The 21,311-nt window shown below is 45.4% G+C and carries 20 protein-coding genes and 1 rRNA gene; 2 read left to right on the top strand and 19 right to left on the bottom strand.

Annotated elements, in window-relative coordinates:
• Nucleotides 1–393: 393 nt before the first annotated feature.
• The 6 genes from MKY01_RS03335 to MKY01_RS03310 form a co-directional block, all read right to left on the bottom strand.
• The gene (locus MKY01_RS03335) at nt 394–1,818 is read right to left on the bottom strand and encodes an aldehyde dehydrogenase family protein (RefSeq protein WP_339285350.1); all 1,425 of its coding nucleotides are present in this window, start codon (nt 1,816–1,818) and stop codon (nt 394–396) included.
• 246 nt (nt 1,819–2,064) lie between these two features.
• The gene (locus MKY01_RS03330; RefSeq protein WP_339285348.1) at nt 2,065–2,487 is read right to left on the bottom strand and encodes a universal stress protein; all 423 of its coding nucleotides are present in this window, start codon (nt 2,485–2,487) and stop codon (nt 2,065–2,067) included.
• 18 nt (nt 2,488–2,505) lie between these two features.
• Nucleotides 2,506–3,726, bottom strand: a complete 1,221-nt coding sequence (locus tag MKY01_RS03325) for an MFS transporter (RefSeq protein WP_339285346.1) — start codon at nt 3,724–3,726, stop codon at nt 2,506–2,508.
• A 228-nt stretch (nt 3,727–3,954) separates the two neighbouring features.
• Complete coding sequence (locus tag MKY01_RS03320; protein ID WP_339285345.1) at nt 3,955–4,407, bottom strand: MerR family transcriptional regulator; 453 nt, start codon at nt 4,405–4,407, stop codon at nt 3,955–3,957.
• A 197-nt stretch (nt 4,408–4,604) separates the two neighbouring features.
• Nucleotides 4,605–4,961: an SdpI family protein gene (locus MKY01_RS03315; RefSeq protein WP_339285344.1), complete on the bottom strand. Its 357-nt coding sequence runs from the start codon at nt 4,959–4,961 to the stop codon at nt 4,605–4,607.
• Nucleotides 4,962–5,166: 205 nt separating this feature from the next.
• Complete coding sequence (locus MKY01_RS03310) at nt 5,167–7,515, bottom strand: heavy metal translocating P-type ATPase (RefSeq protein WP_339285342.1); 2,349 nt, start codon at nt 7,513–7,515, stop codon at nt 5,167–5,169.
• A 227-nt stretch (nt 7,516–7,742) separates the two neighbouring features.
• On the opposite strand from MKY01_RS03310, the gene MKY01_RS03305 reads away from it, so the two are divergent.
• Entirely contained in the window at nt 7,743–8,114 is a 372-nt protein-coding gene (locus tag MKY01_RS03305) for a metalloregulator ArsR/SmtB family transcription factor (RefSeq protein WP_036614212.1), read from the top strand.
• Between the two features lie 151 nt (nt 8,115–8,265).
• Here MKY01_RS03305 and MKY01_RS03300 read toward each other — a convergent pair whose 3' ends face one another.
• The 11 genes from MKY01_RS03300 to MKY01_RS03250 form a co-directional block, all read right to left on the bottom strand.
• Complete coding sequence (locus MKY01_RS03300) at nt 8,266–9,426, bottom strand: AI-2E family transporter (protein WP_036614215.1); 1,161 nt, start codon at nt 9,424–9,426, stop codon at nt 8,266–8,268.
• A gap of 310 nt (nt 9,427–9,736) precedes the next feature.
• The gene (locus MKY01_RS03295; RefSeq protein WP_339285340.1) at nt 9,737–10,771 is read right to left on the bottom strand and encodes an LLM class flavin-dependent oxidoreductase; all 1,035 of its coding nucleotides are present in this window, start codon (nt 10,769–10,771) and stop codon (nt 9,737–9,739) included.
• A gap of 159 nt (nt 10,772–10,930) precedes the next feature.
• Nucleotides 10,931–11,242, bottom strand: coding sequence for a metalloregulator ArsR/SmtB family transcription factor (locus tag MKY01_RS03290; protein ID WP_036668255.1), 312 nt, complete (start codon nt 11,240–11,242; stop codon nt 10,931–10,933).
• A gap of 114 nt (nt 11,243–11,356) precedes the next feature.
• Complete coding sequence (locus tag MKY01_RS03285) at nt 11,357–11,938, bottom strand: NAD(P)H-dependent oxidoreductase (RefSeq protein WP_339285339.1); 582 nt, start codon at nt 11,936–11,938, stop codon at nt 11,357–11,359.
• 166 nt (nt 11,939–12,104) lie between these two features.
• Nucleotides 12,105–12,527: a MarR family transcriptional regulator gene (locus MKY01_RS03280; protein ID WP_091018819.1), complete on the bottom strand. Its 423-nt coding sequence runs from the start codon at nt 12,525–12,527 to the stop codon at nt 12,105–12,107.
• Between the two features lie 182 nt (nt 12,528–12,709).
• The gene (locus tag MKY01_RS03275) at nt 12,710–13,387 is read right to left on the bottom strand and encodes an NAD(P)H-dependent oxidoreductase (RefSeq protein WP_036614223.1); all 678 of its coding nucleotides are present in this window, start codon (nt 13,385–13,387) and stop codon (nt 12,710–12,712) included.
• Nucleotides 13,388–13,595: 208 nt separating this feature from the next.
• Nucleotides 13,596–15,341: a methyl-accepting chemotaxis protein gene (locus tag MKY01_RS03270; RefSeq protein ID WP_339285337.1), complete on the bottom strand. Its 1,746-nt coding sequence runs from the start codon at nt 15,339–15,341 to the stop codon at nt 13,596–13,598.
• A 195-nt stretch (nt 15,342–15,536) separates the two neighbouring features.
• Complete coding sequence (locus MKY01_RS03265) at nt 15,537–15,995, bottom strand: DUF523 domain-containing protein (protein WP_339285335.1); 459 nt, start codon at nt 15,993–15,995, stop codon at nt 15,537–15,539.
• 59 nt (nt 15,996–16,054) lie between these two features.
• On the bottom strand, nt 16,055–17,338 hold the full coding sequence (locus MKY01_RS03260) for a hypothetical protein (RefSeq protein ID WP_339285333.1): 1,284 nt from the start codon (nt 17,336–17,338) through the stop codon (nt 16,055–16,057).
• A complete protein-coding gene (locus MKY01_RS03255; RefSeq protein WP_339285331.1) occupies nt 17,335–17,913 on the bottom strand; it encodes an RNA polymerase sigma factor in 579 nt (192 codons plus the stop codon). The genes MKY01_RS03260 and MKY01_RS03255 overlap by 4 nt, the downstream gene beginning before the upstream one ends.
• A 230-nt stretch (nt 17,914–18,143) precedes the next feature.
• Nucleotides 18,144–18,878: a class I SAM-dependent methyltransferase gene (locus MKY01_RS03250; protein ID WP_339285329.1), complete on the bottom strand. Its 735-nt coding sequence runs from the start codon at nt 18,876–18,878 to the stop codon at nt 18,144–18,146.
• A 162-nt stretch (nt 18,879–19,040) separates the two neighbouring features.
• On the opposite strand from MKY01_RS03250, the gene MKY01_RS03245 reads away from it, so the two are divergent.
• Complete coding sequence (locus tag MKY01_RS03245; protein ID WP_339285327.1) at nt 19,041–20,396, top strand: MATE family efflux transporter; 1,356 nt, start codon at nt 19,041–19,043, stop codon at nt 20,394–20,396.
• Between the two features lie 153 nt (nt 20,397–20,549).
• On the opposite strand, the gene MKY01_RS03240 is transcribed toward MKY01_RS03245, so the two are convergent.
• Both MKY01_RS03240 and rrf read right to left on the bottom strand, forming a co-directional pair.
• The gene (locus MKY01_RS03240) at nt 20,550–20,903 is read right to left on the bottom strand and encodes a FlxA-like family protein (RefSeq protein ID WP_339285325.1); all 354 of its coding nucleotides are present in this window, start codon (nt 20,901–20,903) and stop codon (nt 20,550–20,552) included.
• 272 nt (nt 20,904–21,175) lie between these two features.
• Nucleotides 21,176–21,292: ribosomal RNA gene (gene rrf / locus MKY01_RS03235) — 5S ribosomal RNA — on the bottom strand.
• Nucleotides 21,293–21,311 lie beyond the last annotated feature (19 nt).

Below are 21,311 nucleotides of genomic sequence, written 5' to 3'. Positions count from 1 at the left end.
GGTCAGTTATGTTGCGGTATGTTAACTATGTTATACCCGTCTCATCAGATGTGAACCCGCAGTCGGCGAAGAATCCGCATGTATTTTTTTGATATATAAGTTCAACCAAATAATATTAACACTGGCCACTCGATGACAGAATAACCTTCCGATCACTGTTATCCCCAGATTTTTTTGATTCCCTTTTTAAAGGGAAAAATCCGGGGATAAAGGCGAACACTTCGTTTCTTCTGGTTATTTCTGTCCTCTCCTTTATCAGTGTAAATATTTTGTTGAACTTATATAATTTCTATGATCTCCTATAAAAAAAACCTGTGCCATTATTCTGGCACAGGCGTGTGTGGTTATGTTTTCATTGGCATACGGTATATTGAGTAAAATAATGGAAGAGAATCACCCTTTGTTAAACATAACAAATTTCAATTCCGTCATTTCCTCTACAGCATATTTTACACCTTCACGTCCGATACCACTCTGTTTCACCCCACCATAGGGCATGTGATCCACTCGGAACGTCGGAATATCATTAATCATAACTCCGCCTGCTTCAATCTGATCGACAGCATGGAGGGCGGTATGGATATCGTTTGTAAATACGCCTGCCTGAAGCCCGTATATCGAATCGTTAACATGTTCAATACCCTCTTCAACGGAATCTACCGTATTGATCACAACGATGGGTGCAAACACTTCCTGACAGGATACCTTGGCATCACGCGGAACGTTAATCAATACCGTTGGACGAAGAATGCCTCCTTCAGCTTGACCGCCTGCTACCACCTTAGCCCCTGCCTGTTTGGCTTCTTCAATCCAGTCGAGTGTACGCTGTACATCCTTGGAGGTAATCAGCGCAGAGACCACCGTATCCGGGCTCAGCGGGTCTCCGACCACCACTTGTTTAGCCGCTTCAGCGAAACGCCGGATGAATTCTTCCGAGATGTCACGATGTACGTAGATTCGCTGTAGCGAGATACATACCTGTCCCTGATACGTGAAAGCACCGGTCACACATCGAGGAACCACTTTGTCCAGATCTGCGTCCTTATCCACAATCACCGCTGCATTCGACCCAAGCTCCAATGTCACGCGTTTTAGTCCTGCTTTGCTACGAATGCTCGTGCCTACCGCTGGACTGCCTGTAAACGTAATATGAGCAACACGGGGGTGCTCCACAAGCACATCACCAATCGTTTTGCCATCACCGCTCACCACGTTCAGTGCACCATCCGGCAGTCCGGCTTCCTGAAGCAGATTAGCGATGTAATAGGAAGACAGAGGCGTCTGTTCCGCAGGTTTGAGTACGATCGTATTACCCGCTGCCAGCGCTGGGCCTACTTTGTGGGCTACCAGATTCATTGGAAAATTAAACGGCGTAATCGCACCGATGACACCTAGAGGTTGCCGCATCGTATAACCGATACGTCCTTCTCCACCTTTGGCTGCATCCATCGGAACCGTCTCTCCAGTCAGTCGTTTGGCTTCTTCGGCGGCAAAACGATACGTTTCCACCGTCCGGTCAACCTCTGCCAGCGCTGCGGTAATCGGCTTCGCCGCTTCAAGCGCTATGATTCGCGCTGCTTCTTCCTTGCGTTCTTCGAGCATGGAGGACAACTTGTACAGAATATCTGCACGCTGATGTGCAGGCATCTGGCGCATTGCCTTCCCAGCCTGAACGGCAGCTGCAATAGCAGCCTCCGCTTCCTCGGCTGAAGCCGACGAGACTTCTGCGAGCGTTTCCCCGGAGTATGGTGCTTGAAGTGTTTTATAATCTACGGATTCGGTGGGTTTGCCACCGATAAACAGATGTTGTTTTTTCATATGCTGCATCCTCCATCCTTTTAGAACCTATTGAACTAGAGAAAAGAATATTACACTGCCACTTCGATGACAGAACAACCCACCAATCGCTGTCTCATGTAAAAGTTCAGTTTAATTTATATAATCTATTTATACACTATTTCCGTGCCATCAACCCACTACGGTATTCGGCAATCATAGCTTGTAACGTACCTGATGAGCCATTGTGGCGATCTTGAGCTATTGCATTATAAAGGATTTCACAACCTATTTAACCGTCAGGACGGGGCATTCTGCATGTTTTAACACGCCATGACTGACACTGCCCACGATCATCTCTGCGAGCATGCCTTTCCCGCCGGTACCCATCACAATCATTCCACAATCTCTTTCACGCGCCACACGGCAGATCTCATTAACGGGATCACCTGCAATCAACAGCGTTTCATATGCAACGTCACGCCCTGACAACTGATTAGTCACAGGTTCTATAATATGTTGCCCTTCTTCGGCAATCCGAGCTTCCAGATCAACACCCAATGCAGGTTCATTGATCGAAATGGCAGGATTCACGTGCACGATCAACAGACTTGCGGGATATTTCATATCTTCAGCCAGGATCAGAGCTTGTTCCAAAGCCTTATGAGCATGATCCGAACCATCAACAGCAACCAATATACGTTTCAGCATTGCAATTCCTCCTGTGAATTAATGAGATGTAATGGCGGAATCGATATCCCGCAGATGATGACGGCGCACCAGCAGTACCACGACTCCAACCAGAACCATTAATGCACCAAAATAAAACGGCGTTTCCGGCAGGAACCACTCGGACAATTTACCCGCAAGCCATGGAGCAAGTGCACCACCCAGGAAACGAACGAAGCTGTATGCAGCAGAAGCAACAGAACGCTCTACAGGTGCAGCTTCCATAACAGCCGTTGTAATTAACGTGTTGTTAATCCCAAGGAAAATCCCCGCTACAATGACTGCCACAATAACGGTAGTTGGTGAACCCATCACCGTACCTACTGCCATAACAACCAGATCAATCGCGAACAATGTAAGCATGACACTCATGGACGGAACCGATCCGAATCGGCGTTGTAATCTTGGTGCCACGAATACCGACGTAATCGCCAGCATCAGTCCCCAGCCAAAGAATACATAACCCAAGCCGTGCTCATCCAGATTCATGACATATGGTGAATAAGCCATCAAGGTAAAGAAACCAAAGTTATACAGGAAGGCGGTAATCGCCAATGTTTTCAGTGAAGGATAACTTAATGCTTTAAACGGATCGGACAAAGAACTGCGTGTTTTCGGTTTGGCCATCTTGGGCAACATAAATGTAATGCTGATAAAGGCAATCGCCATCAGAACAGCCACCCCATAAAACGGGCCACGCCAAGAGATGGAACCTAGCTCACCACCAAGCAGCGGTCCAACCGCAATCCCGAGACCAAGCGCTGCTTCGTACAAAATAATCGCTTTGGCTGTCCCCGACGTGGACAGTCCCACAATGGCAGATAACGCCGTTGCGATGAACAAGGCATTACCCAGTCCCCAACCGCCACGGTAACCAGCCAGTGCACCTACCGTGTCTGAGGTACCGCCGAGGAACGAGAAGATAATAATCAACAATATACCGCTGAGCAGCGTCCACTTCACACCAATCCGGCTGGATACAACACCTGTAATCAGCATCGCTACCCCGGTTACAGCGTTATAACTGGTAAATAGCAGTGACACCTGGCTTTTCGAAGCATGCAGCTGATCTGCAATGGCGGGCAGAATCGGGTCAACCAGACCCAGACCCATAAAGGATATGATACATGCAAAGGCAACCGCCCATACCGCTCGTGGTTGGGATAACAGGCCCCCACGTGATGACGGCAATTCGTCCGGTAATGATGGCTCTCTTTTCATACGTAATTCCTCCTGTGAATAATTTATGTGGTTAAGCTTTATATTTGAAAACGACCCTGAAAATAATGAAAACATTCTATACATTTTCAGAATTAGAGGTAACAAAACGGCACAAATGACACCGAAACATCCGGTGTTTGTACAGGATCGCCACAGGTACTATGTTGCTCACTCCATGTAGCGATTATGTGTATACAGTTTTGTTTATTAAATATTAGATGCTTTCGGTTAGCCGTCTTCATCACCCTGCGGATCATGTGCCTGTAACTTCTGAATACCGCTCCGAACGCGTTCACGCAGCTCTTCCAGTTCAGTCTGTACGGCATGTATGCTCTGAAGTTTCTGCTCAATCAGTTGCAACTGACCATCCAGCGTTGTTTCCATCGCGGTAAGCTTCTCGATCCGTTCTCTTACTTCGGTCGTTTGCTGGTAGTCAAAACGTTGTTCGTTCAAGGCATCTGCCGTTGCCACATAGGTATGTAACTCCTGAAGGGAGAATCCAAGTACCTCTTTGGCGCGAACCACCTTTTTCAGATAATCGATATCCTCCCGAGTGTACAACCGCGTCCCGCCATCTGTCCGGTGAGGTGAAGGCATGACACCAATCTCTTCATAATACCGAATGGTTCGCTTGGTCAAACCACATTCCTTGGCTACGTCGTCGATTTTATATAAACTCATTTCCCTCACCTCTACTTCTTTTTATATGTCTATAATATTATGTACATAATTATATATAATATTAACGTTAACGTCAACGTTAGATTTTGTGTATGAAGTCTTAGCGAGTTTAACATCCTCTACAGTTTTCTATTTCAACAAAAAAAGACCCGCTTCACACGCAGGTCTTCCTCTGTACACTATTCATTCAAATTACCTTAAATATTCTGCTCATTCTGTTGCTGTTGAGCACGCTGCATTTGCTTCAACCGGCCTTCAACTCTGGTAAACAATCTGAACGTATAAAATCCTGTAGCAACCAGACTCAGAACCAAAGCTCGTACATCTGTAAGCCAGAAACCGATAATGCCGAATATCGTGATAATCACACCAAATTGCATCATCAGATTGGCGCTATAACTTTGCGCTTCGTCCCATAACTCGGGATTACTCATTGCACGCGGGGTCCGATAACCATATATTCCGTTAATCATTTTCGGTGGTTTTTTGAACACCATGAACCCCAGAATGAAATAACACACCCCAATGATGATCCCTACTACTGCTCCTGTCAAAACGTTCTCCCCTTCACTGTTGTCTTCCATAGAGCTGCTTACACTGACACTCCGGTGACAGAATAACCTGCCGATGTAGCTTCACTTCTTCAGGTTATCTCTGTCCTCTCCGTTCTCGTGTAAATGTTTAGTTAGACTTATCTACATAAAAATATAAAAACGGCTCTACGTATATACGAAGAGCCGCCTGGATCGTTTCGTAAACTTAGATATTCTTCACACGAAGTACACGCATGGCGTTCAGGACAGCTAGCACCGTGACACCGACATCCGAGAATACCGCTTCCCACATGGTAGCTATGCCAAACACACCGAGTAACAGGAAGATCGCTTTAACTCCCAGAGCAAACGCGATATTTTGCCACACAATCATTCGTGTACGCTTCGCAATGCGGATTGCACTCGCTAGTTTCGACGGTTCATCGGTCATGATGACCACATCTGCCGCTTCAATCGCGGCATCTGAACCAAGTCCACCCATGGCCACACCCACATCGGCGCGTGCCAGCACAGGTGTATCGTTGATGCCGTCACCGACAAACACCATTTTTTCCTTCGGAGATTTGGCAGCTTCCAGTTGCTCCAGTCGTTCGACTTTATCCTGTGGCAACAATTCAGCGTAGACCTCATCCACACCCAGCTCGCGTCCTACCGCTTCACCTACGGCTTTGGCATCACCTGTCAGCATGACCGTTTTGCGGATGCCGAGTTTCTTCAGCGCCTGAATGGCCGCGGCTGCGTCATCCTTCACTTCATCGGCAATGATCAGATGACCAACATACGTGCCAGCTTCAGCCACGTGGACTATCGTTCCAGCCGTCTCTGGTGTGGTATAGGATATACCCGCCTGCTTCATTAATTTGGCGTTGCCTGCCAGCACTTCCCGACCATCGACGCTCACCTTAATCCCATGTCCGGCAACTTCGTCATAACCTTCAACACCTTGCGTGGGAATGGCTTTGGCCCAAGCTACGCGAATGGATTCAGCAATCGGATGATTGGAATTGGCTTCGGCAATGGCTGCAAGCTCCATCAGTTCTTCTTCCGTGCGTCCACCTTCGGGATGAATGGCTGTTACTTTGAATACACCTTTGGTTAGTGTACCCGTTTTATCAAAAACAACAACTTTTACATCGTTCAACGCTTCAAGGTAGTTACTGCCTTTGACAAGAATCCCGTTACGTGAAGCTGCTCCGATACCACCAAAGAAACCAAGTGGAATAGAGACCACGAGCGCACAAGGGCATGAGATAACCAGGAAGACCAATGCACGATAGATCCAGTCAGCAAATGTTGCACCACTAAGTATCAATGGGGGAACAAATGCAATCAAGGCTGCAAGGATAACAACAACCGGTGTGTAATAACGGGCGAATTTACTAATAAAATGTTCTGTTTTCGCTTTCCGGCTGCTCGCGTTCTGCACCAGGTCCAAAATTTTGGATACTGTTGATTCACCAAACGTTTTGGTTACTTCAATCGTCAACATACCATTTTTGTTCACAAATCCACTCAGTACATCACTTCCGGGCTCCAACTCACGAGGTACGGATTCACCTGTCAGAGCAGAAGTGTCCACCATGGAACGCCCAGCTCTAACGATACCATCCAGCGGTACTCGCTCTCCTGCTTTCACGACAATACGATCACCAATTCGTACGTCTTCCGGAGATACACGACGGGTCTCGTCACCCGAACCCGTCAGGATATTCGCGTAGTCCGGGCGAATGTCCATGAGCGCTTGAATCGACTTGCGTGACCGATTAACCGCCATGCCCTGAAACAGCTCCCCGAGCTGATAAAATAGCATGACCGCTACCCCTTCCGGATACTCTCCAATGGCAAAAGCACCCAAGGTAGCGACGGACATCAGGAAGTATTCATCGAACACTTGACCGCGGATGATGTTTTTGGACGCCTGGAGTACGATATCTCCCCCGGCAATCAGATAAGCGAGCGCATATAGAGTAAATTGCGCCCAGCCCTCCAGCGGCGACCAGATTGCGGCTGCGAGCAACACAGAACCTGCAGCAAGACGAGCAAGCAACACTTTTGTCTGTCCTGCACCATGTTCATGCGAGTGGCCTGCATGGGCATCATCATGCGTATGGCTGTGATCATGTCCAGCATGACCTCCGTGCTCATGCACATGACCATGTGTGTGTCCCTCTGAATCTGAGTGATCATGAGTATGCGAGTGTTTGCCATGTGAATGTGAGTGTCCATGATCATGTCCGGTATGGTCATGACTGTGGTTATGCGCACCAGCTGCACTCCCTGTATGGGTGTGCACATGTCCGTTCACGTGTTTTCCTTTTTCCGAAATGCGAATATGAGGCTCCAGCCGAAGCACTTTGCGCTTTGCTTCTTCCACTACCTGTTCATCCATATCGGAAGTGGTGTGCAGCGATAATGTTTTGGTAACAAAATTGACAGAGCATTCGTTAATGCCCTTAATTTTTTTGACGCCATTCTCGATCTTTAATGCGCAGTTCGCACAATCCAATCCATCAAGCAGCAGTTCCCTTTTCACCTGTTCCTGTCCGGTTCCCATGTGAATTCTCCCCTTTGCAGTACAAAAACGATGTTATATTTCAATTGTATTCAATATATGAGCACTCATTCATATGTTTGGTTACCCCTATTATATGCACGCCTAAACATGAGTGTCAACAATCGTTGTTGATTTTTCATACAGATTATGCTAATAGTAATCATTTCGCTTTAGGCGGGTTTTGGATATAATAGAGCTATAGTTGTTAACATAGGCGGTGATAGGAAATGGAACAACCGGTTAAAGCACCAAGCGAATGTGATGCAGCCTGCTCAGGTACTGAAGCCGACGTGCAGACGATTCGCACTTCACTCATAGATCGGGAGACGTCTTCCGAGATGGCAGATTGGTTCAAGGCATTCAGCGACCCCACACGTCTACGTATTATTGATGCGCTGTTACAGAAGGAATTATGTGTTCATGACCTGACGGTTCTGCTCGACATGGGACAGTCGGCCATTTCACACCAGTTGCGTTCACTCCGCAACATGCGGATCGTCAAGCGGCGCAAGGAAGGCAAGACCGTGTACTACTCTCTGGATGATGCTCATATTGAGCAGATTTTCCTGCAAACGCTCCAGCATATTAAACACAGCTAGGCAGTAGCCAAGCTTGTTCATGTAGAAGAACCCCCGCCTCTCGGCTGTATGCCGATGGACGGGGGTTCTTCTAGGTAAGGGTACCATTTTATACAGGATACAAAGTGACTTAATCTTCTGATTAACTATCTCTTGGAGCTTGCCACTTCGGTTATAAAAGATTGTTCTTGTTCGGGTCGTACAGGCCCGATCTGTCCTTAAACCAGTTGAAGATATGTGATACACATACTTTGAGCACCGCGTATCCTGGAACAGCGAGCAGAATGCCCACGACTCCAAACAGATTACCCGAAGTCAGAATGACAAAGATAATCGTGATAGGATGGATTTTCAGCGTTTTACCCATGATCTGTGGTGAGATGAATTTACCTTCAATTAACTGTACGATCGTCCATACGGCAACCATTTTCAGCAGCATCACCGGAGAAGTGACGAGTGCCACGATCAATGCTGGTGTAATCGCAATTGCAGGTCCCAGATACGGAACAACACTTGTGAACGATGCGATAATTGCAAGAATCAATGCATAATCCAGACCAATGACCATATAACCGATGTAGAGCAGAATACCGATGCAGAAGCTGACGATAATCTGTCCACGAATGAATGAACTGATCTGGTGATTGATGTCTTCCAGCACATGCATTGCGCCCGTACGGCTCTTGATCGGCAGGAAAGACAGAATTTTCGCTGGCAGCTTCTTGCCGTCTTTCAGCAGATAGAACAGAATGAATGGAACCGTTACGATAGACAGCACGGTCTCAGTGAAAGCTCCGAGGAATCCACCCAATTTGGTCCAGGTCGAGTTCAGAATTTCAGTAGCCTTTTGGGAGATTGTTCCCCACCAGTCCTGCGAATTCAGATTCACCGTTTCCTGGAACTGACCGAACAATTTACTGCCCGTAAGCTCCTCAAACTGCTGTTTTACCGTCTCACTGTAGGTTGGGAAATTTTCAATCAGCCCCACAATCTGGTTACGCACAACCGGAATGACCGCCAATACTACGACTGTCAGAATGCCTCCAATCGCAAGATACAGGATCAGAATGGACCAGCCGCGCTTGATTTTCCACCTTTCCATCACATCCACAATCGGATTCAGCAGATAATAGAGTATGCCTGACAGAATAATAGGTAACACAATTGTTTTGATGAGTACTGCGAGCGGATGAAGAACAAAGGATACTTTGGTCAGAACCATCACGTTCAGTCCCACCAACAGCAGAATCAGTAGAAATAGGACAAATTTGTTGTTCAGAAAAAATCGTTTGAACCGCTCCGGCCAAACGCGGGGTTGCTCAGGTTGCTCCATAGGCGTGTCGTCCTCTCTTATGACCCTTAATCAAAACTAAACTATAAAGCTAAATAAATGCCCACACACGAAAAAAAATACCTTGTACAAGCCAACATATGTATAACACTCTGGATTTATACGTATGGTGCTGATTAACCGTTTCAAATTAAACCGGTAAAGTCATTTTACCCCAAAATGAGTCTTCTGCCCCACACGAACCATTTGCAAATTCTCCCTATTCAAAAACGGCCCGCCTCACTGGGAGACGAACCGTAAATTTATAGCTATACCCTACCAATAAGCCAGCTTTTATGCTGAAAAATGAAGATTAAGCTTTTCCCGCTAATTGTGCGATTAACTCATAGGAATGCAGACGTGCCTTATGATCATAGATCATCGACGTAATAATCAGCTCATCTGCCTGCGTCTGCCGAATGAAAGATTCCAACTGTCCACGTACGGTTTCTGGTGAACCACTAACAGCTGCCTTCAGCGTCTGCTCAACACCAGCTTTCTCACGATCCGTCCATTTACCTTCCATCTCTGCCGGAGGCTGCACCAATCCCGTTGTGCCACGAATAATGTTCAGGAACTGCTGTTGCATCGTTGTACCCAGCCATGCTGCTTCCTCGTCTGTATCCGCAACAACAGCGTTGACACCAACAATTACATGTGGCTCCTTCAAGCTATCAGATGGTTGGAAGTTGTTTCGATACGTTTCCAGTGCAATCCGGGTGTAATCGGGCGAGAAGTGGCTGGCAAAAGCAAACGGCAATCCCAGCTGACCTGCCAGACGTGCACTGAAATCACTGGACCCCAAGAGGTAAATTGGAATATTCAATCCTTCTCCAGGAACTGCGCGAACAGGTGCATGATAAGATGTCGCCGAAGCATCAAAGTATGCTCTAAGTTCTGCCAACAGCTCAGGGAAATCTTCCCCACTGTTCAGATCTTTGCGTAGTGCAAGCGATGTACGGCGGTCACTACCTGGTGCGCGACCCAGTCCCAGATCAATTCTGCCAGGATACAGGGATTCCAGTGTGCCGAACTGCTCAGCGATGACAAGCGGTGCATGGTTAGGCAACATGATGCCTCCTGAACCCAGACGAATCGTTTTGGTTCCACCAGCCAGATATCCAATAACAACCGAAGTTGCGGATGAAGCAATACCCGGCATGTTGTGATGTTCAGCTACCCAGTAACGGTGATATCCCCAGCGCTCTGCATGCTGTGCCAGATCGAGACTGTTGCGCAAAGCATCAGCAGGTGTTGCACCCACAACGACGGGAGCCAGATCCAGGATGGAAAGCTTAACGTCATTAATATGTTCTTTATGGGATGAAGCCGTATTTTCTGTAGTCATTATCGTTTAATCTCCTCGATGATTATATTTTTGTATATCCAGATATATAGATTAATTGAAACGCAACTGGATATGGTGATGTGTTCATAAACTAGCCGTTTACATCCGGACGGAATCCCTGCCTGCATATGCATCCTAGCTTCCGTTCCGGCATCCGGCTTATAACTCGTTCTGCACGTACTCGGCAAACTGACGGATCGTCTCTTCGTTGCGCCGATAATACGTCCATTGTCCTCTTCGCTCGGAGAGCAACAACCCTGCCTTGAGCATAGTCAGCAGATAACTGGAGATAACCGACTGAGCCAGTCCAGCCTTCACTTGAATCGTGCCAACACAGATTCCGTTCTTGCCACCATCCGGATGCTGAGATAGTTCCAGCGGTGGGAAGTGTTGCTCCGGGTTTTTGAGCCACAACAGGATTTGTCTACGTGTCTCGTTCGATAATGCTTTAAATATAAGTATAGGTTCCATGGGTACGATTATACCCCCTTTCATCCATTTTGCAAACACATGAACAAACAAACCGACTCATGATCGAGTCGGTCTGGTATCATATGGAATCCGTATCTGGATTCAACATCCATATTAGAAATTGGTTGTAATCGTCTGTTTAACCTGATCCAACATGGCTTGATATGCGGGTGCATCCAGGTATCCAATACTACCGAAGAGCAGATGATCTACGGCTTCAATACCTACAAAATCGAAGATGCCTACGTCTGAAGTTAATTTCAGTCCAGCAGTCATGCCAATCTGATCATAAATTTCACTTGGTGTACCATGTGTGTTGATGATGAGTCCTTTTTTGCCTGTCAGCAATTTCTCAATTCCCGCTTCACCTGCTGCATATGCAAAACCATAGGCGAATACACGGTCAACATATCCTTTCATGATGGCAGGAAGACCTGTCCACCAGATCGGATAGATGAATGTGATAACTTCTGCATCCGTAACAAACTGTTGCTCTGTTGCGATATCCTGTGGTGTCTGTCCTGCACGCATGGAAGCTGTGTCAGCTTCAGTCAGTACGGGTTGGAATCCAAGTTTGTACAAGTCACGAACGACCACTTCATGGCCTTGAGCTTTGAGAGCTTCTACAGCAGTATTGAGGATTGCGTTATTCAAGCTGTCTGTGTGCGGGTGAGCATATACGATAAGATGTTTCATAGTGTGAATCCCTCCAGGTTTGGTTTGAGTTAGGTTGCGAAAATGGGGTTACATTGATACGCCCCCATATACATAGATATCTATGTATATGGGTAAAAAATATTTGGGCTCCTCTGCCTCCACCCCAGTCAAATCTGGAAGGGTTGCAGACAGAAGAGTTCATTCATTATAACTTTCGGACAATAATGGATAGCAAGCTCTCCAATTGCTCCGACTGTTCATCGGACAAACCACTATAGATGATGTCATTAATCTGCTCTGACACCTGATGGAAGATCGGTTCGAGTCGCTTCCCCTGTTCGGTTAGGCGAATCATCGTCACTCGGCTATCTTCGGCACTCTTGCTGCGTTCAACATAGCCAAGCTTCTCCAGCTTGTTGACCAGTACCGTTACCGTTGGTTGCGTGCGTTGAACACGTTCAGCCAACATCTTGATCGACAGCGTCTCTTCCCGGTACAAGAACATCAATACATCTCCATGAGAAGGAACAATCCCTGTTACCTCATGCTGTTCCAATTCGTGTACAATCCGTTTGTTGACATGGTCTCTGATTCTTGCAATCAGTGCAATTGCGTTGTATTTAGGCATGACCTCATTATACATAGACATCTATGTATTTTCAAGTTCTTTTTATAAAAAAGAAAAACAGCCCTTTCCATCCTGCTAACATGTGGAAAATATCGGGCTGTTTCGATTCTACTTTGATCCTGATCTATAATGTTAGATCTTAGCTAATCGTTTTTTGAATTCATGTTGGATTCATGCTGAATTCAGTTAATCCATTGCGTGATTTTCTCAACGGATTGTCGGGACTTCTCACGTTGGGGCTCCTCTGCCCGATAACCGAAGGCTGCCATCATAGAGACGCCCCATGCGCCATTTTCCAGCAAACCCTCTTCTTCCATAATACGGTGGACGCCCTCACGGCTGAAACCTTCGATTGGACAAGAATCAATCTCAATCTGAGCTGCCGCCGTCATCATGTTGCCAAGTGCAATATAAGTCTGTTTAGATGCCCAGTCAAATAATGATCGTGGATTATCCAGAATTTTCTGGTTATTTTGAAACTTTCCATAAGCCTCACTTGTTAGCTCAAATACGTTATTAGGCATTCCCTTTGTTTCCTTCAACATGTACTCCGCATAGGGAGAATTATAACTGGCATCTGATCGGGCCAAAATAACAACAAAATGGCTTGCTGTAGCCAATTGCTTTTGAGCGCCGGAAGAGACTTCGGACAGACGCTTACGCAGGTTTGGATTTTGTACAATCAGAAACTTCCACGGTTCAAGACCAATGGAACTTGGAGATAATCTGCCTGTTTCCAATATAAATTGGAAATCCTCATCCGAGATTTTGCGGGTATCATCAAATATCTTTGTTGCATGCCGGAAATGATACGCCTTTAAGATGTCTTCCTTTGTCTTTGACTTTGCTGTAACTTCCATGGAGCTCCACGTCCTTTTATATTTTTTTTTATGTTGAACAATAATGTTAAAGTGGTTTCATCTCAAGTATTAGTTTAGGACCTATGTGTATAAATTAAAAGTACGCACATTATTGTTTCTTGGTTTATAAAAGTAAGTATTGGATGAAATACAGCAATAATCCACTGGGCACTTACATGCCTAGTGGATTATCTATAACTCTTTTCTTTTAAATCTTGAAATCTTGAACCAGCTTATTCAGATTTAATGCACTATCCTTCACTTGATCAGATTGTTTAACTACTTCCACAGATTGCGCAGCAGAGGCGACCATATGTCCTGCAATTTCCTGACTGGATGCGGCTGATTGTTCACTGGCTGATGCAATCTCGTGAATGGAGCCCACTAGTATTTTGATATTTGCAGTCACTTGTTGTGAGGTTGCATTGAGATCTTTAACGGCATTGGCATGATCAAGGGAATCGACATAATACTGTTCAGCTGTATCCTCCAATAATTTATAATCTTTGCCAACCTGATTGAACATAAAGGATAGCAACTCTTTGGCATTCGAGGACAGATTGGTTACAGACTGCATAACTTCCTCCGTGACCTGCTGAATTTGATCGGCAGCCTGTCTGGAATCATCAGCCAACTTTCGAATCTCGCTTGCAACAACCGCAAAACCTCTACCTGCTTCTCCAGCCCTTGCAGCTTCAATGGATGCATTGAGTGCAAGCAGATTAGTCTGCGCCGTAACATCCAAAATAGATTGAGATAATATACCAATCTGATCTACAGCAGTTGCACGTTCCAGCGCTTCTGACATCTTCTTACTCGTATGATCATACATGTCTATGGCTGCTCGGCTCGATTCGCGGGCTTCCTGCTTCAACTTTTCAGCCTTCGTGCTGGTCACATAGGCGGATTCTGCTTGTTTAGATGTCTGTTCCGATATATATTCAGCTCCCTGTTGCATCTCATTAGCCGAATGATTCATATTTTCCGTATGGGCTGAAGCCTCTTCCATTGCAGCAGAGAGCTCTTCAACTGTAGCTGATACTTCACGAATTCGTTCATTCAGACCAGCCATGTTCTGGTTGGTAAGATCGCTAACCTGGTTGATATGATGAGATTCCTGAACTACACCACGAATGACATTGGTTGTGGAATCGCTCATTGTACGAATAGCTCGTGCGATGACACTTATCTCATTATTTCCCTGTGTTAGATACGGATCTAAGGATGCCGTTAAGTTGCCTTGTGTTATTTCTTCACAATAACGGGTGATAGCTTTCATTCGTTGACGTATACTGCGAATCACTACAAATGAAATAAGAATGAGTGCTGCAAGTGAAAACAAAAGAACCGAACCAAGCACCAACGCTCGCTGCTGAATTACTTCCTGTGTATCCGCATAGAGCTTGGCTGACTCTTCTTCGTTATGCGCACTCAAAAGGGTGATCGTCTCCACAATCGCTGTACTGCTTTTGTTAATTCTTCCTCTCTCTTCACTATCGTAGGTGCCCGACATCTTTTTGGTATCCATGATTTGCTCAATATCCTGATAATATGTATCCATCTTTGTTGCCAAATCTGCAAATATCTCTTTTTCTTTGGTATCCAATGTTCTTGCTGAAAATTCATTCAAGCCATCCGTGATACTCTTCTTACCTTTCTGAACCTGATCGTACTGTTTGTCGGTATACTCTGCATTATCAAGAACCTTTGTATAATTGGCACGCATATTATAGAAATTACTTTTCAATTCAAGAACATTGGTTTGATGCTGGAAGCGGTCATTGTAGAGGATACCTTGTCCCGTTTTTGCTTCGTTCATTCCGAAAATCCCAATCAGAAAAACAGTAAACAAGCCGATTAGACTAATTACAGTCATGATGACCATCGTTGTTGTTAATTTCATATTTTTGAGTTTATTTCCTTTCTTATTTTTTGGCTTAGACTGAATTGACATGATTATTCCCCCACTTTAAATAGTAGATAGCCTTATATATCTTATATCTATATCGTATGTATCCATATTGTTTGTTAGCATTTCAGGAAAATCGACTTTATTCTTTTATTGAGAAAAGTAATGGGAGACAACAGAAAAGCCGCCAGGATATAATCCAGCGGCTTTTCTGTGAATATGAAACGATATCTGTGCGACCTATAGTTGCTCCATCCACTCATTTTCAGAAATGACGGTATATCCTTCTTGTCGCAGCAATGCTGATGTGACACCTTCACCAGTTACCTTGTGATTGGCAAAATTCCCATCATAGATCATCTTTGTACCACAGGACGGACTAAACTCCTTCAGTACCACACACGATACATTCATTTCTCGCGCCCATTCGAGCGTCTGATAGGCTCCCTTAATATACAACTCTGTGACGTCCTTGCCACTTTTCTCGATCACTTTTGCAGTGCCTGCCAGTACGTCCTTGCCCGTGCCACCGATAATTTCAGCCGGTTCCCGTGGAGTGGAGAATCCGCCAAGCAGCTCCGGACATACCATCTTAGCCTGCTCCTGCTCCACCAGCTCCTGAATCTTCTCTTCCAGACTCGCTGTTCCGTTGTAACGGCAAGCTACCCCTGCCAGACATGAACTCACCAAATATTTCATCGTTATCTCCTTATACTCATTCCATCTATGAAGTAAATTGTAACATATAAGATCAAGCTCTATAACTCGCCTCTGGTGATCATCTTGATCCGTCCATCTTCCCTGTATTCAACCTGAAAAACATCCTTGCTCGACTCCAGTTCAAATGTGACCATGCCTGGATGGTCAGGATTACGGTGAAGTTTATACGCTTGAAGATCCATTTTAAATATTTTTTTAATTATAGGTTCTACTTCTCCTCTAAGAAGAGACTCCTGTATGTTATATAGTTCCTGATAATAAGCCTCTATTTCTTCCCAGTCTGCAAAGTCTTGCTCATAGTGATTAGCATCCCCAACCGTATAACCCATGCCCGCTTTTCCTTCGGTCATCTGTACAAAGTAGTTATCTTTAAAGGAAAAAAAGACTGTGTCCTTACCGAGTTCATCATCTTTGCTTCGGCTTGCTCTTACCAGATCAAGATTGGCTTTACCAGACAGAGCCTCAATCGCGTTTCTGGCATCCGTCAGCGCTGCCTGGGATACTTGATCAGGTCTAAGGTCGCCTGTGATCGAGACAGCCTTGTCCTGCTGCCATACAATCTCCCCATAACCATCGCCAGTCTCATTCTCTAACGCTAATGTCGTATGTGATATCGGCTCCAATTCCCCTTGCTTCATACTCACAAAACGTTGGACTGATGCAGGTTTAAGCGTTGGAGTAATGCCTATACTTTGCAAAAGCGATGGAACTTGACGCAGATAACGGTGTTCCAGCTCGCTTGGCTGCATCTCACGTCTCATTCCTACTTCACGCAGATTTCCTGTTGTCGCATCGAGCCATATCTGTGCATACTCCTTCTCACTTTCATTTCCAGCCTCTACATATATTCTGCCGGACACAGGCAAATCTTCCACTTTCGTAATCTTCAGCTGTTTACCCAGATCATCTCGCATCGTAGTCGCAACATTTCTTTTCATTTTGTCGGTTAGCAGATTTGTGTTCAAACCATCGGATAACTGTAACGCTGCTGTCGGATAGACCTGCTCTATCACGGGTCTCACCAGCTGTCCATCATCCCAGATCCATAGGAACAATCCAGCAGCAATAACCAACGCACCCGTGCCGGCAACAAGAGGCCCTCTTCTAGGGCGACGCTTGTGTGACGCGTTGTTCACTTGCAGTCTAAACAGCCTGGATAACCTGGAACTCTCCTCTGGCCTATCTCCCTTGCTCTCCTCTTCCGACTTCTTCATCCACTCCACCTGTTGAAGCACCTTTCGCTTGTGATCCTCTGTAAAAGGAGACGAAGCAAACGGTCCCTTCCGGATTTCCTTTTCCCATTGCTCATCCTTGTGTCTCATTTGCTTCGCTCCTCCCATTGTTTCCGTACCTTTTCCTTACCTCGGGATAGTCTGGATTTTACTGTGCCTAAGCTGATTTTCAACATCTCAGCAATCTCACTCGTCGTAAGCTCATACTTCAGATTCAGCAAAAGAATCTCCCGAAACTTCTTTGGCAACGCCAGAACAATATCCCAGATTTCATGGATATGCTCCTTACGCATCACTTCCATCTCGGCCGAAGGATGTGCAGGCTGCTCTGCAATCATGACTCTTTGGTTCGAACCCCCATGCTCTGTCTCAATGGGTAACGTCTCTCCCCACAGACTGTTACGAAAAAATCTGGATTTTCGATATGTAAAAGTCGTGTTCCTAGTAATCGTCAACAGCCAGGTTTTCAGTGAGCAATCTCCACGATAATGAGCAATCCCCGAATACGCCCGAATAAATACCTCCTGTGACAATTCATCTGCCTGTTCGGCACTTTTGGTCAGAAAATAAGCGTAATTCCAGACGTCATTTCCGTAGTCATCCATTATGCTACTAAGTGTGTAATTGTCTATGGTCTGAGCCTGTGCCAGTAATTGATCATCCAACTGTTGTTCACCTCACTTAATATGACTGAGTCTAATGTGATTTGGTTCCCTGTTTTGGACATTATTTCTTATTATTGTAGCAAAATAAAAAAACAGCATGTTCAACATCGCTGGACACGCTGATTCCTTCAAGTTTGCTTAGTTAGAAATCTCTATCAGAAAGCTTTTAAGCGAACGCTCCACTTCCTCAGTTTCTTTCTGCCCTCTGGTCTAACGTATCATTTTCATCGTTATACTTTCACAGCAGCAATCATCAGAAACATCGGTCTCCGATTTTCGTCTCGCATGCCAGGAACCTGTTCAATCATCTCCGGTGATGGTTTGGATTCAGCCACCTTTTGAATAGCAAACCCTGCCTTAATGAGTTCATTTAGATGTGTTGCCAGTGTGCGATGATATTTAACCACATCCTGATTCAGAAAGTTCGCCACACGTTTCCCTTCATCATGGTAATCATCCACGGGCCAGTGCAGGATTTCACCTTCGGGTCCGTAATGCCAATCCTGCGCAGCGCGAGCGGTGAAGATGGGATGTTCGGAAGATAGTACAAATGTGCCCCCTTCTACGAGAAAATCGTTGATCTTAGCGTACACCGTGTCTAACCGTTCAATATAATGCAAAGCAAGTGAACTGATCACAACATCGAATTGTCCCGGTGCAAAATCAATATCTTCAATCGCCAGCTGCTTATACTGGATCTGCGGATCGTCCGTCATTTCACGAGCACGCTGAAGCATATTTTCAGACAGATCTACACCGATCACTGAACTCGCTTGTTGCTCTCGCGCATACCGGCAGTGCCAACCAAAACCACATCCCAAATCCAGCACACGCTTGTCCTTCAAATCAGGCAAAAGAGTCTGCAGTTCATGCCACTCCCCGGCTGCATCCAGCCCTTGAACGGAACGAGCCATCTTACTGTAGTTATTGAAAAACTCAGCTTCATCGTATTTATTTTGTTTCATCAAGAGATTCCTCCCGCCTTATAAATATCCACCTACTCTATCACATAAACGATATTTAAACGCAAAAGTTGCCAAGAGAATTCATGGCGTGTTATCATACAGAACGAACGTTCAGTATTATTATATACAGAATGAACATTCAGTTTACTAACGGAGGTCATTATGAATACGAATTGGACGCATCCATTGGAAGGGCAATCTGTAGGTAAAGCTTTTATAAGTTACCTCGTGCCTTCTGTATTGGGGATGCTGGTAGTTGCTTTTAATTTTATTATCGACGGCATTATGGTTGGACACAAACTGGGTTCTACCGCGATGGCCGGGATCGGCATTGCCTCACCTGTCTACACGCTCTTTGTTGCCATGTCACTGTGGATTGGTATGGGCGGGGCAACGTTGTACTCCAACGCTATGGGTAGAAAAGATATCACATCAGCCAAACAAATTTTCACCAAATCCATTATGCTGATTATGCTAGTTACGATGGCCATTGGATATACTGCATTTACGTTCAAAGACAAGCTGGTATACTCCCTCGGTGCTAACGCCGAAACCTTCCCGTTTGCTTCGGACTATATGAATATCATGTTATTGTTCGGGTTCGTTTTCACCATTGAGAATGCACTCTCTATCTTTGTACGAAACGATGGGAACCCCAACACGTCGATGTACGCTCAGATTACGTTTGCTGTAGCCAATATCATCATCAATTATATAACATTGTATGTACTCGAATGGGGTGTACGCGGTGTGGCCCTCGGTACAATTGTATCGGCGTCTCTTGCGCTACTTGTCCTGTTCACTCACTTTTTCAAAAAAACAAATAATCTCACGTTCACCCGGTTCAAATGGAACAACAAACTGCTGGCTTCCCTGCTACTCATTGGTTTCCCCAGCTTTCTGGCTGAACTTGGCATGTCGGTCTTCTCTGTCTCCCATAACATCTCGATGGACCGCATTGCGGGCACGGATGGTGTAGCATCCTTTACCGTGTTGAACTATATTCATGGTGTTGTATTGTTGGCTTTCCTGGGTCTGGCATCCGCTGCCCAACCTCTGATCAGCTATTATCACGGTGCCAATCAGATTATACGGGTACAACAAACGATACGTTTAGCCACTAAAACAGCTCTGGCATGCGGTCTATTATTACTGGTTGTTGTTCAGATCGGTGCACCTTATTTCGTGCAAATCTTTGGAAACTTCAGTAGTGGCGTAACGGATAATGCCGTTTACGGATTACGTATATTTACATTTGCCTATGTGTTTATGGGTGTTAACTTTGTCATGAGCACCTATTTCCAATCTGTGGGTAATGCCAAAATGGCCATCTGGATTACAGCTGCGCGTGAAATGATTATCATGATTGCGTTAATTGCAGTCCTGCCTTCATTCTTTGGTGTCACCGGTGTCTGGCTTGCCGTACCGCTGTCCGAAATGCTGGTTCTCGCAACCATAGCCCTGTACTATAGAAAACGATCCCTTACGGATCGAATAAACGCGTTGCGTCCTGAGTAATGTTAACAGATAATAACAGCAACAGATAGAAGATCAATGGAACGTAGATAAACTGTAGGTAGACCTCATAAATAATCTAATAAACAAATTAATAAAGCCCTGCACGATCAATATAGATCGGTCAGGGCTTTGTTTTATCCTAATCAGATGTCATTAGATGCGTATATCAAATCGACCATTGCTATCTGTCGTTGCGTTTGCAATCTCCTTAGGGGTAGCTACTCCCATTCCATTGGATGGTGGTTGGGCAGGTGGAGCCTCCTTCGTAGCAGTTGTACCGGCTCCTTGAGAGCTTTGCTGTGCAATCTGGTTCTCAATCTGTTTGATCTGCTGTTGAAGCTGTTTGGTCTTTGTCTCCTTAGTCTGTTCATCGTCCTTGCTGGATTGCACTTTCTCCAGCTGAGCCTCAAGCTTCATCTTTTGTTTCTCCAAGCTGCTTGAATTGTCCGAACTCGAAGATGTCGATATGTATGATGTAGTGGAGCTGGCTGTAGAAGATATATTCATTATGATTTCCCCCCTCTTTACTTAGCTTCACTATACCCTATCCCACTGAAACGTACGTTAAATTCAACTGAAAGGTTGCTGAAGGAGCTAAGAATAAGAAGTCGAACAGATGGAAATATACCTACCAGCATTAATAGTCTGATCAATAATATTGGAAGTCTTCATATAAGTGAAGAATCTTAATTTCGTCTCATCTGTAAGTTAGTTGTTTGCCAGTGTAAAATAGTAAAACAAAAAGACACACTCGATATCATCAAGTGTGTCTTCCTATTGCTTGGCGGCGTCCTACTCTCCCAGGACCCTGCGGTCCAAGTACCATCGGCGCTAGAGGGCTTAACGGTCGTGTTCGGGATGGGTACGTGTGGAACCCCTCCGCCATCGCCACCAAACGCATAGCTTAGCTTACAT

Origin of the sequence: Paenibacillus sp. FSL R5-0486 (assembly GCF_037975155.1) — a bacterium.
GTDB classification, from domain to species: domain Bacteria; phylum Bacillota; class Bacilli; order Paenibacillales; family Paenibacillaceae; genus Paenibacillus; species Paenibacillus amylolyticus.
This window is presented reverse-complemented; position numbering and strand designations above follow the sequence as displayed.

Bases quoted from the DNA above. Each gene is read 5' to 3' on its own strand.
- MKY01_RS03330 (WP_339285348.1), bottom strand. From the start codon at position 2,487: ATGCTGAAACGTATATTGGTTGCTGTTGATGGTTCGGATCATGCTCAT.
- MKY01_RS03310 (WP_339285342.1), bottom strand. From the start codon at position 7,515: ATGGGAACCGGACAGGAACAGGTGAAAAGGGAACTGCTGCTTGATGGA.
- MKY01_RS03240 (WP_339285325.1), bottom strand. From the start codon at position 20,903: ATGAATATATCTTCTACAGCCAGCTCCACTACATCATACATATCGACA.
- MKY01_RS03270 (WP_339285337.1), bottom strand. From the start codon at position 15,341: ATGTCAATTCAGTCTAAGCCAAAAAATAAGAAAGGAAATAAACTCAAA.
- MKY01_RS03260 (WP_339285333.1), bottom strand. From the start codon at position 17,338: ATGAGACACAAGGATGAGCAATGGGAAAAGGAAATCCGGAAGGGACCG.
- MKY01_RS03250 (WP_339285329.1), bottom strand. From the start codon at position 18,878: ATGAAACAAAATAAATACGATGAAGCTGAGTTTTTCAATAACTACAGT.
- MKY01_RS03285 (WP_339285339.1), bottom strand. From the start codon at position 11,938: ATGAAACATCTTATCGTATATGCTCACCCGCACACAGACAGCTTGAAT.
- MKY01_RS03325 (WP_339285346.1), bottom strand. From the start codon at position 3,726: ATGAAAAGAGAGCCATCATTACCGGACGAATTGCCGTCATCACGTGGG.
- MKY01_RS03265 (WP_339285335.1), bottom strand. From the start codon at position 15,995: ATGAAATATTTGGTGAGTTCATGTCTGGCAGGGGTAGCTTGCCGTTAC.
- MKY01_RS03280 (WP_091018819.1), bottom strand. From the start codon at position 12,527: ATGCCTAAATACAACGCAATTGCACTGATTGCAAGAATCAGAGACCAT.
- MKY01_RS03305 (WP_036614212.1), top strand. From the start codon at position 7,743: ATGGAACAACCGGTTAAAGCACCAAGCGAATGTGATGCAGCCTGCTCA.
- MKY01_RS03320 (WP_339285345.1), bottom strand. From the start codon at position 4,407: ATGAGTTTATATAAAATCGACGACGTAGCCAAGGAATGTGGTTTGACC.
- MKY01_RS03300 (WP_036614215.1), bottom strand. From the start codon at position 9,426: ATGGAGCAACCTGAGCAACCCCGCGTTTGGCCGGAGCGGTTCAAACGA.
- MKY01_RS03245 (WP_339285327.1), top strand. From the start codon at position 19,041: ATGAATACGAATTGGACGCATCCATTGGAAGGGCAATCTGTAGGTAAA.
- MKY01_RS03275 (WP_036614223.1), bottom strand. From the start codon at position 13,387: ATGGAAGTTACAGCAAAGTCAAAGACAAAGGAAGACATCTTAAAGGCG.
- MKY01_RS03335 (WP_339285350.1), bottom strand. From the start codon at position 1,818: ATGAAAAAACAACATCTGTTTATCGGTGGCAAACCCACCGAATCCGTA.
- MKY01_RS03295 (WP_339285340.1), bottom strand. From the start codon at position 10,771: ATGACTACAGAAAATACGGCTTCATCCCATAAAGAACATATTAATGAC.
- MKY01_RS03290 (WP_036668255.1), bottom strand. From the start codon at position 11,242: ATGGAACCTATACTTATATTTAAAGCATTATCGAACGAGACACGTAGA.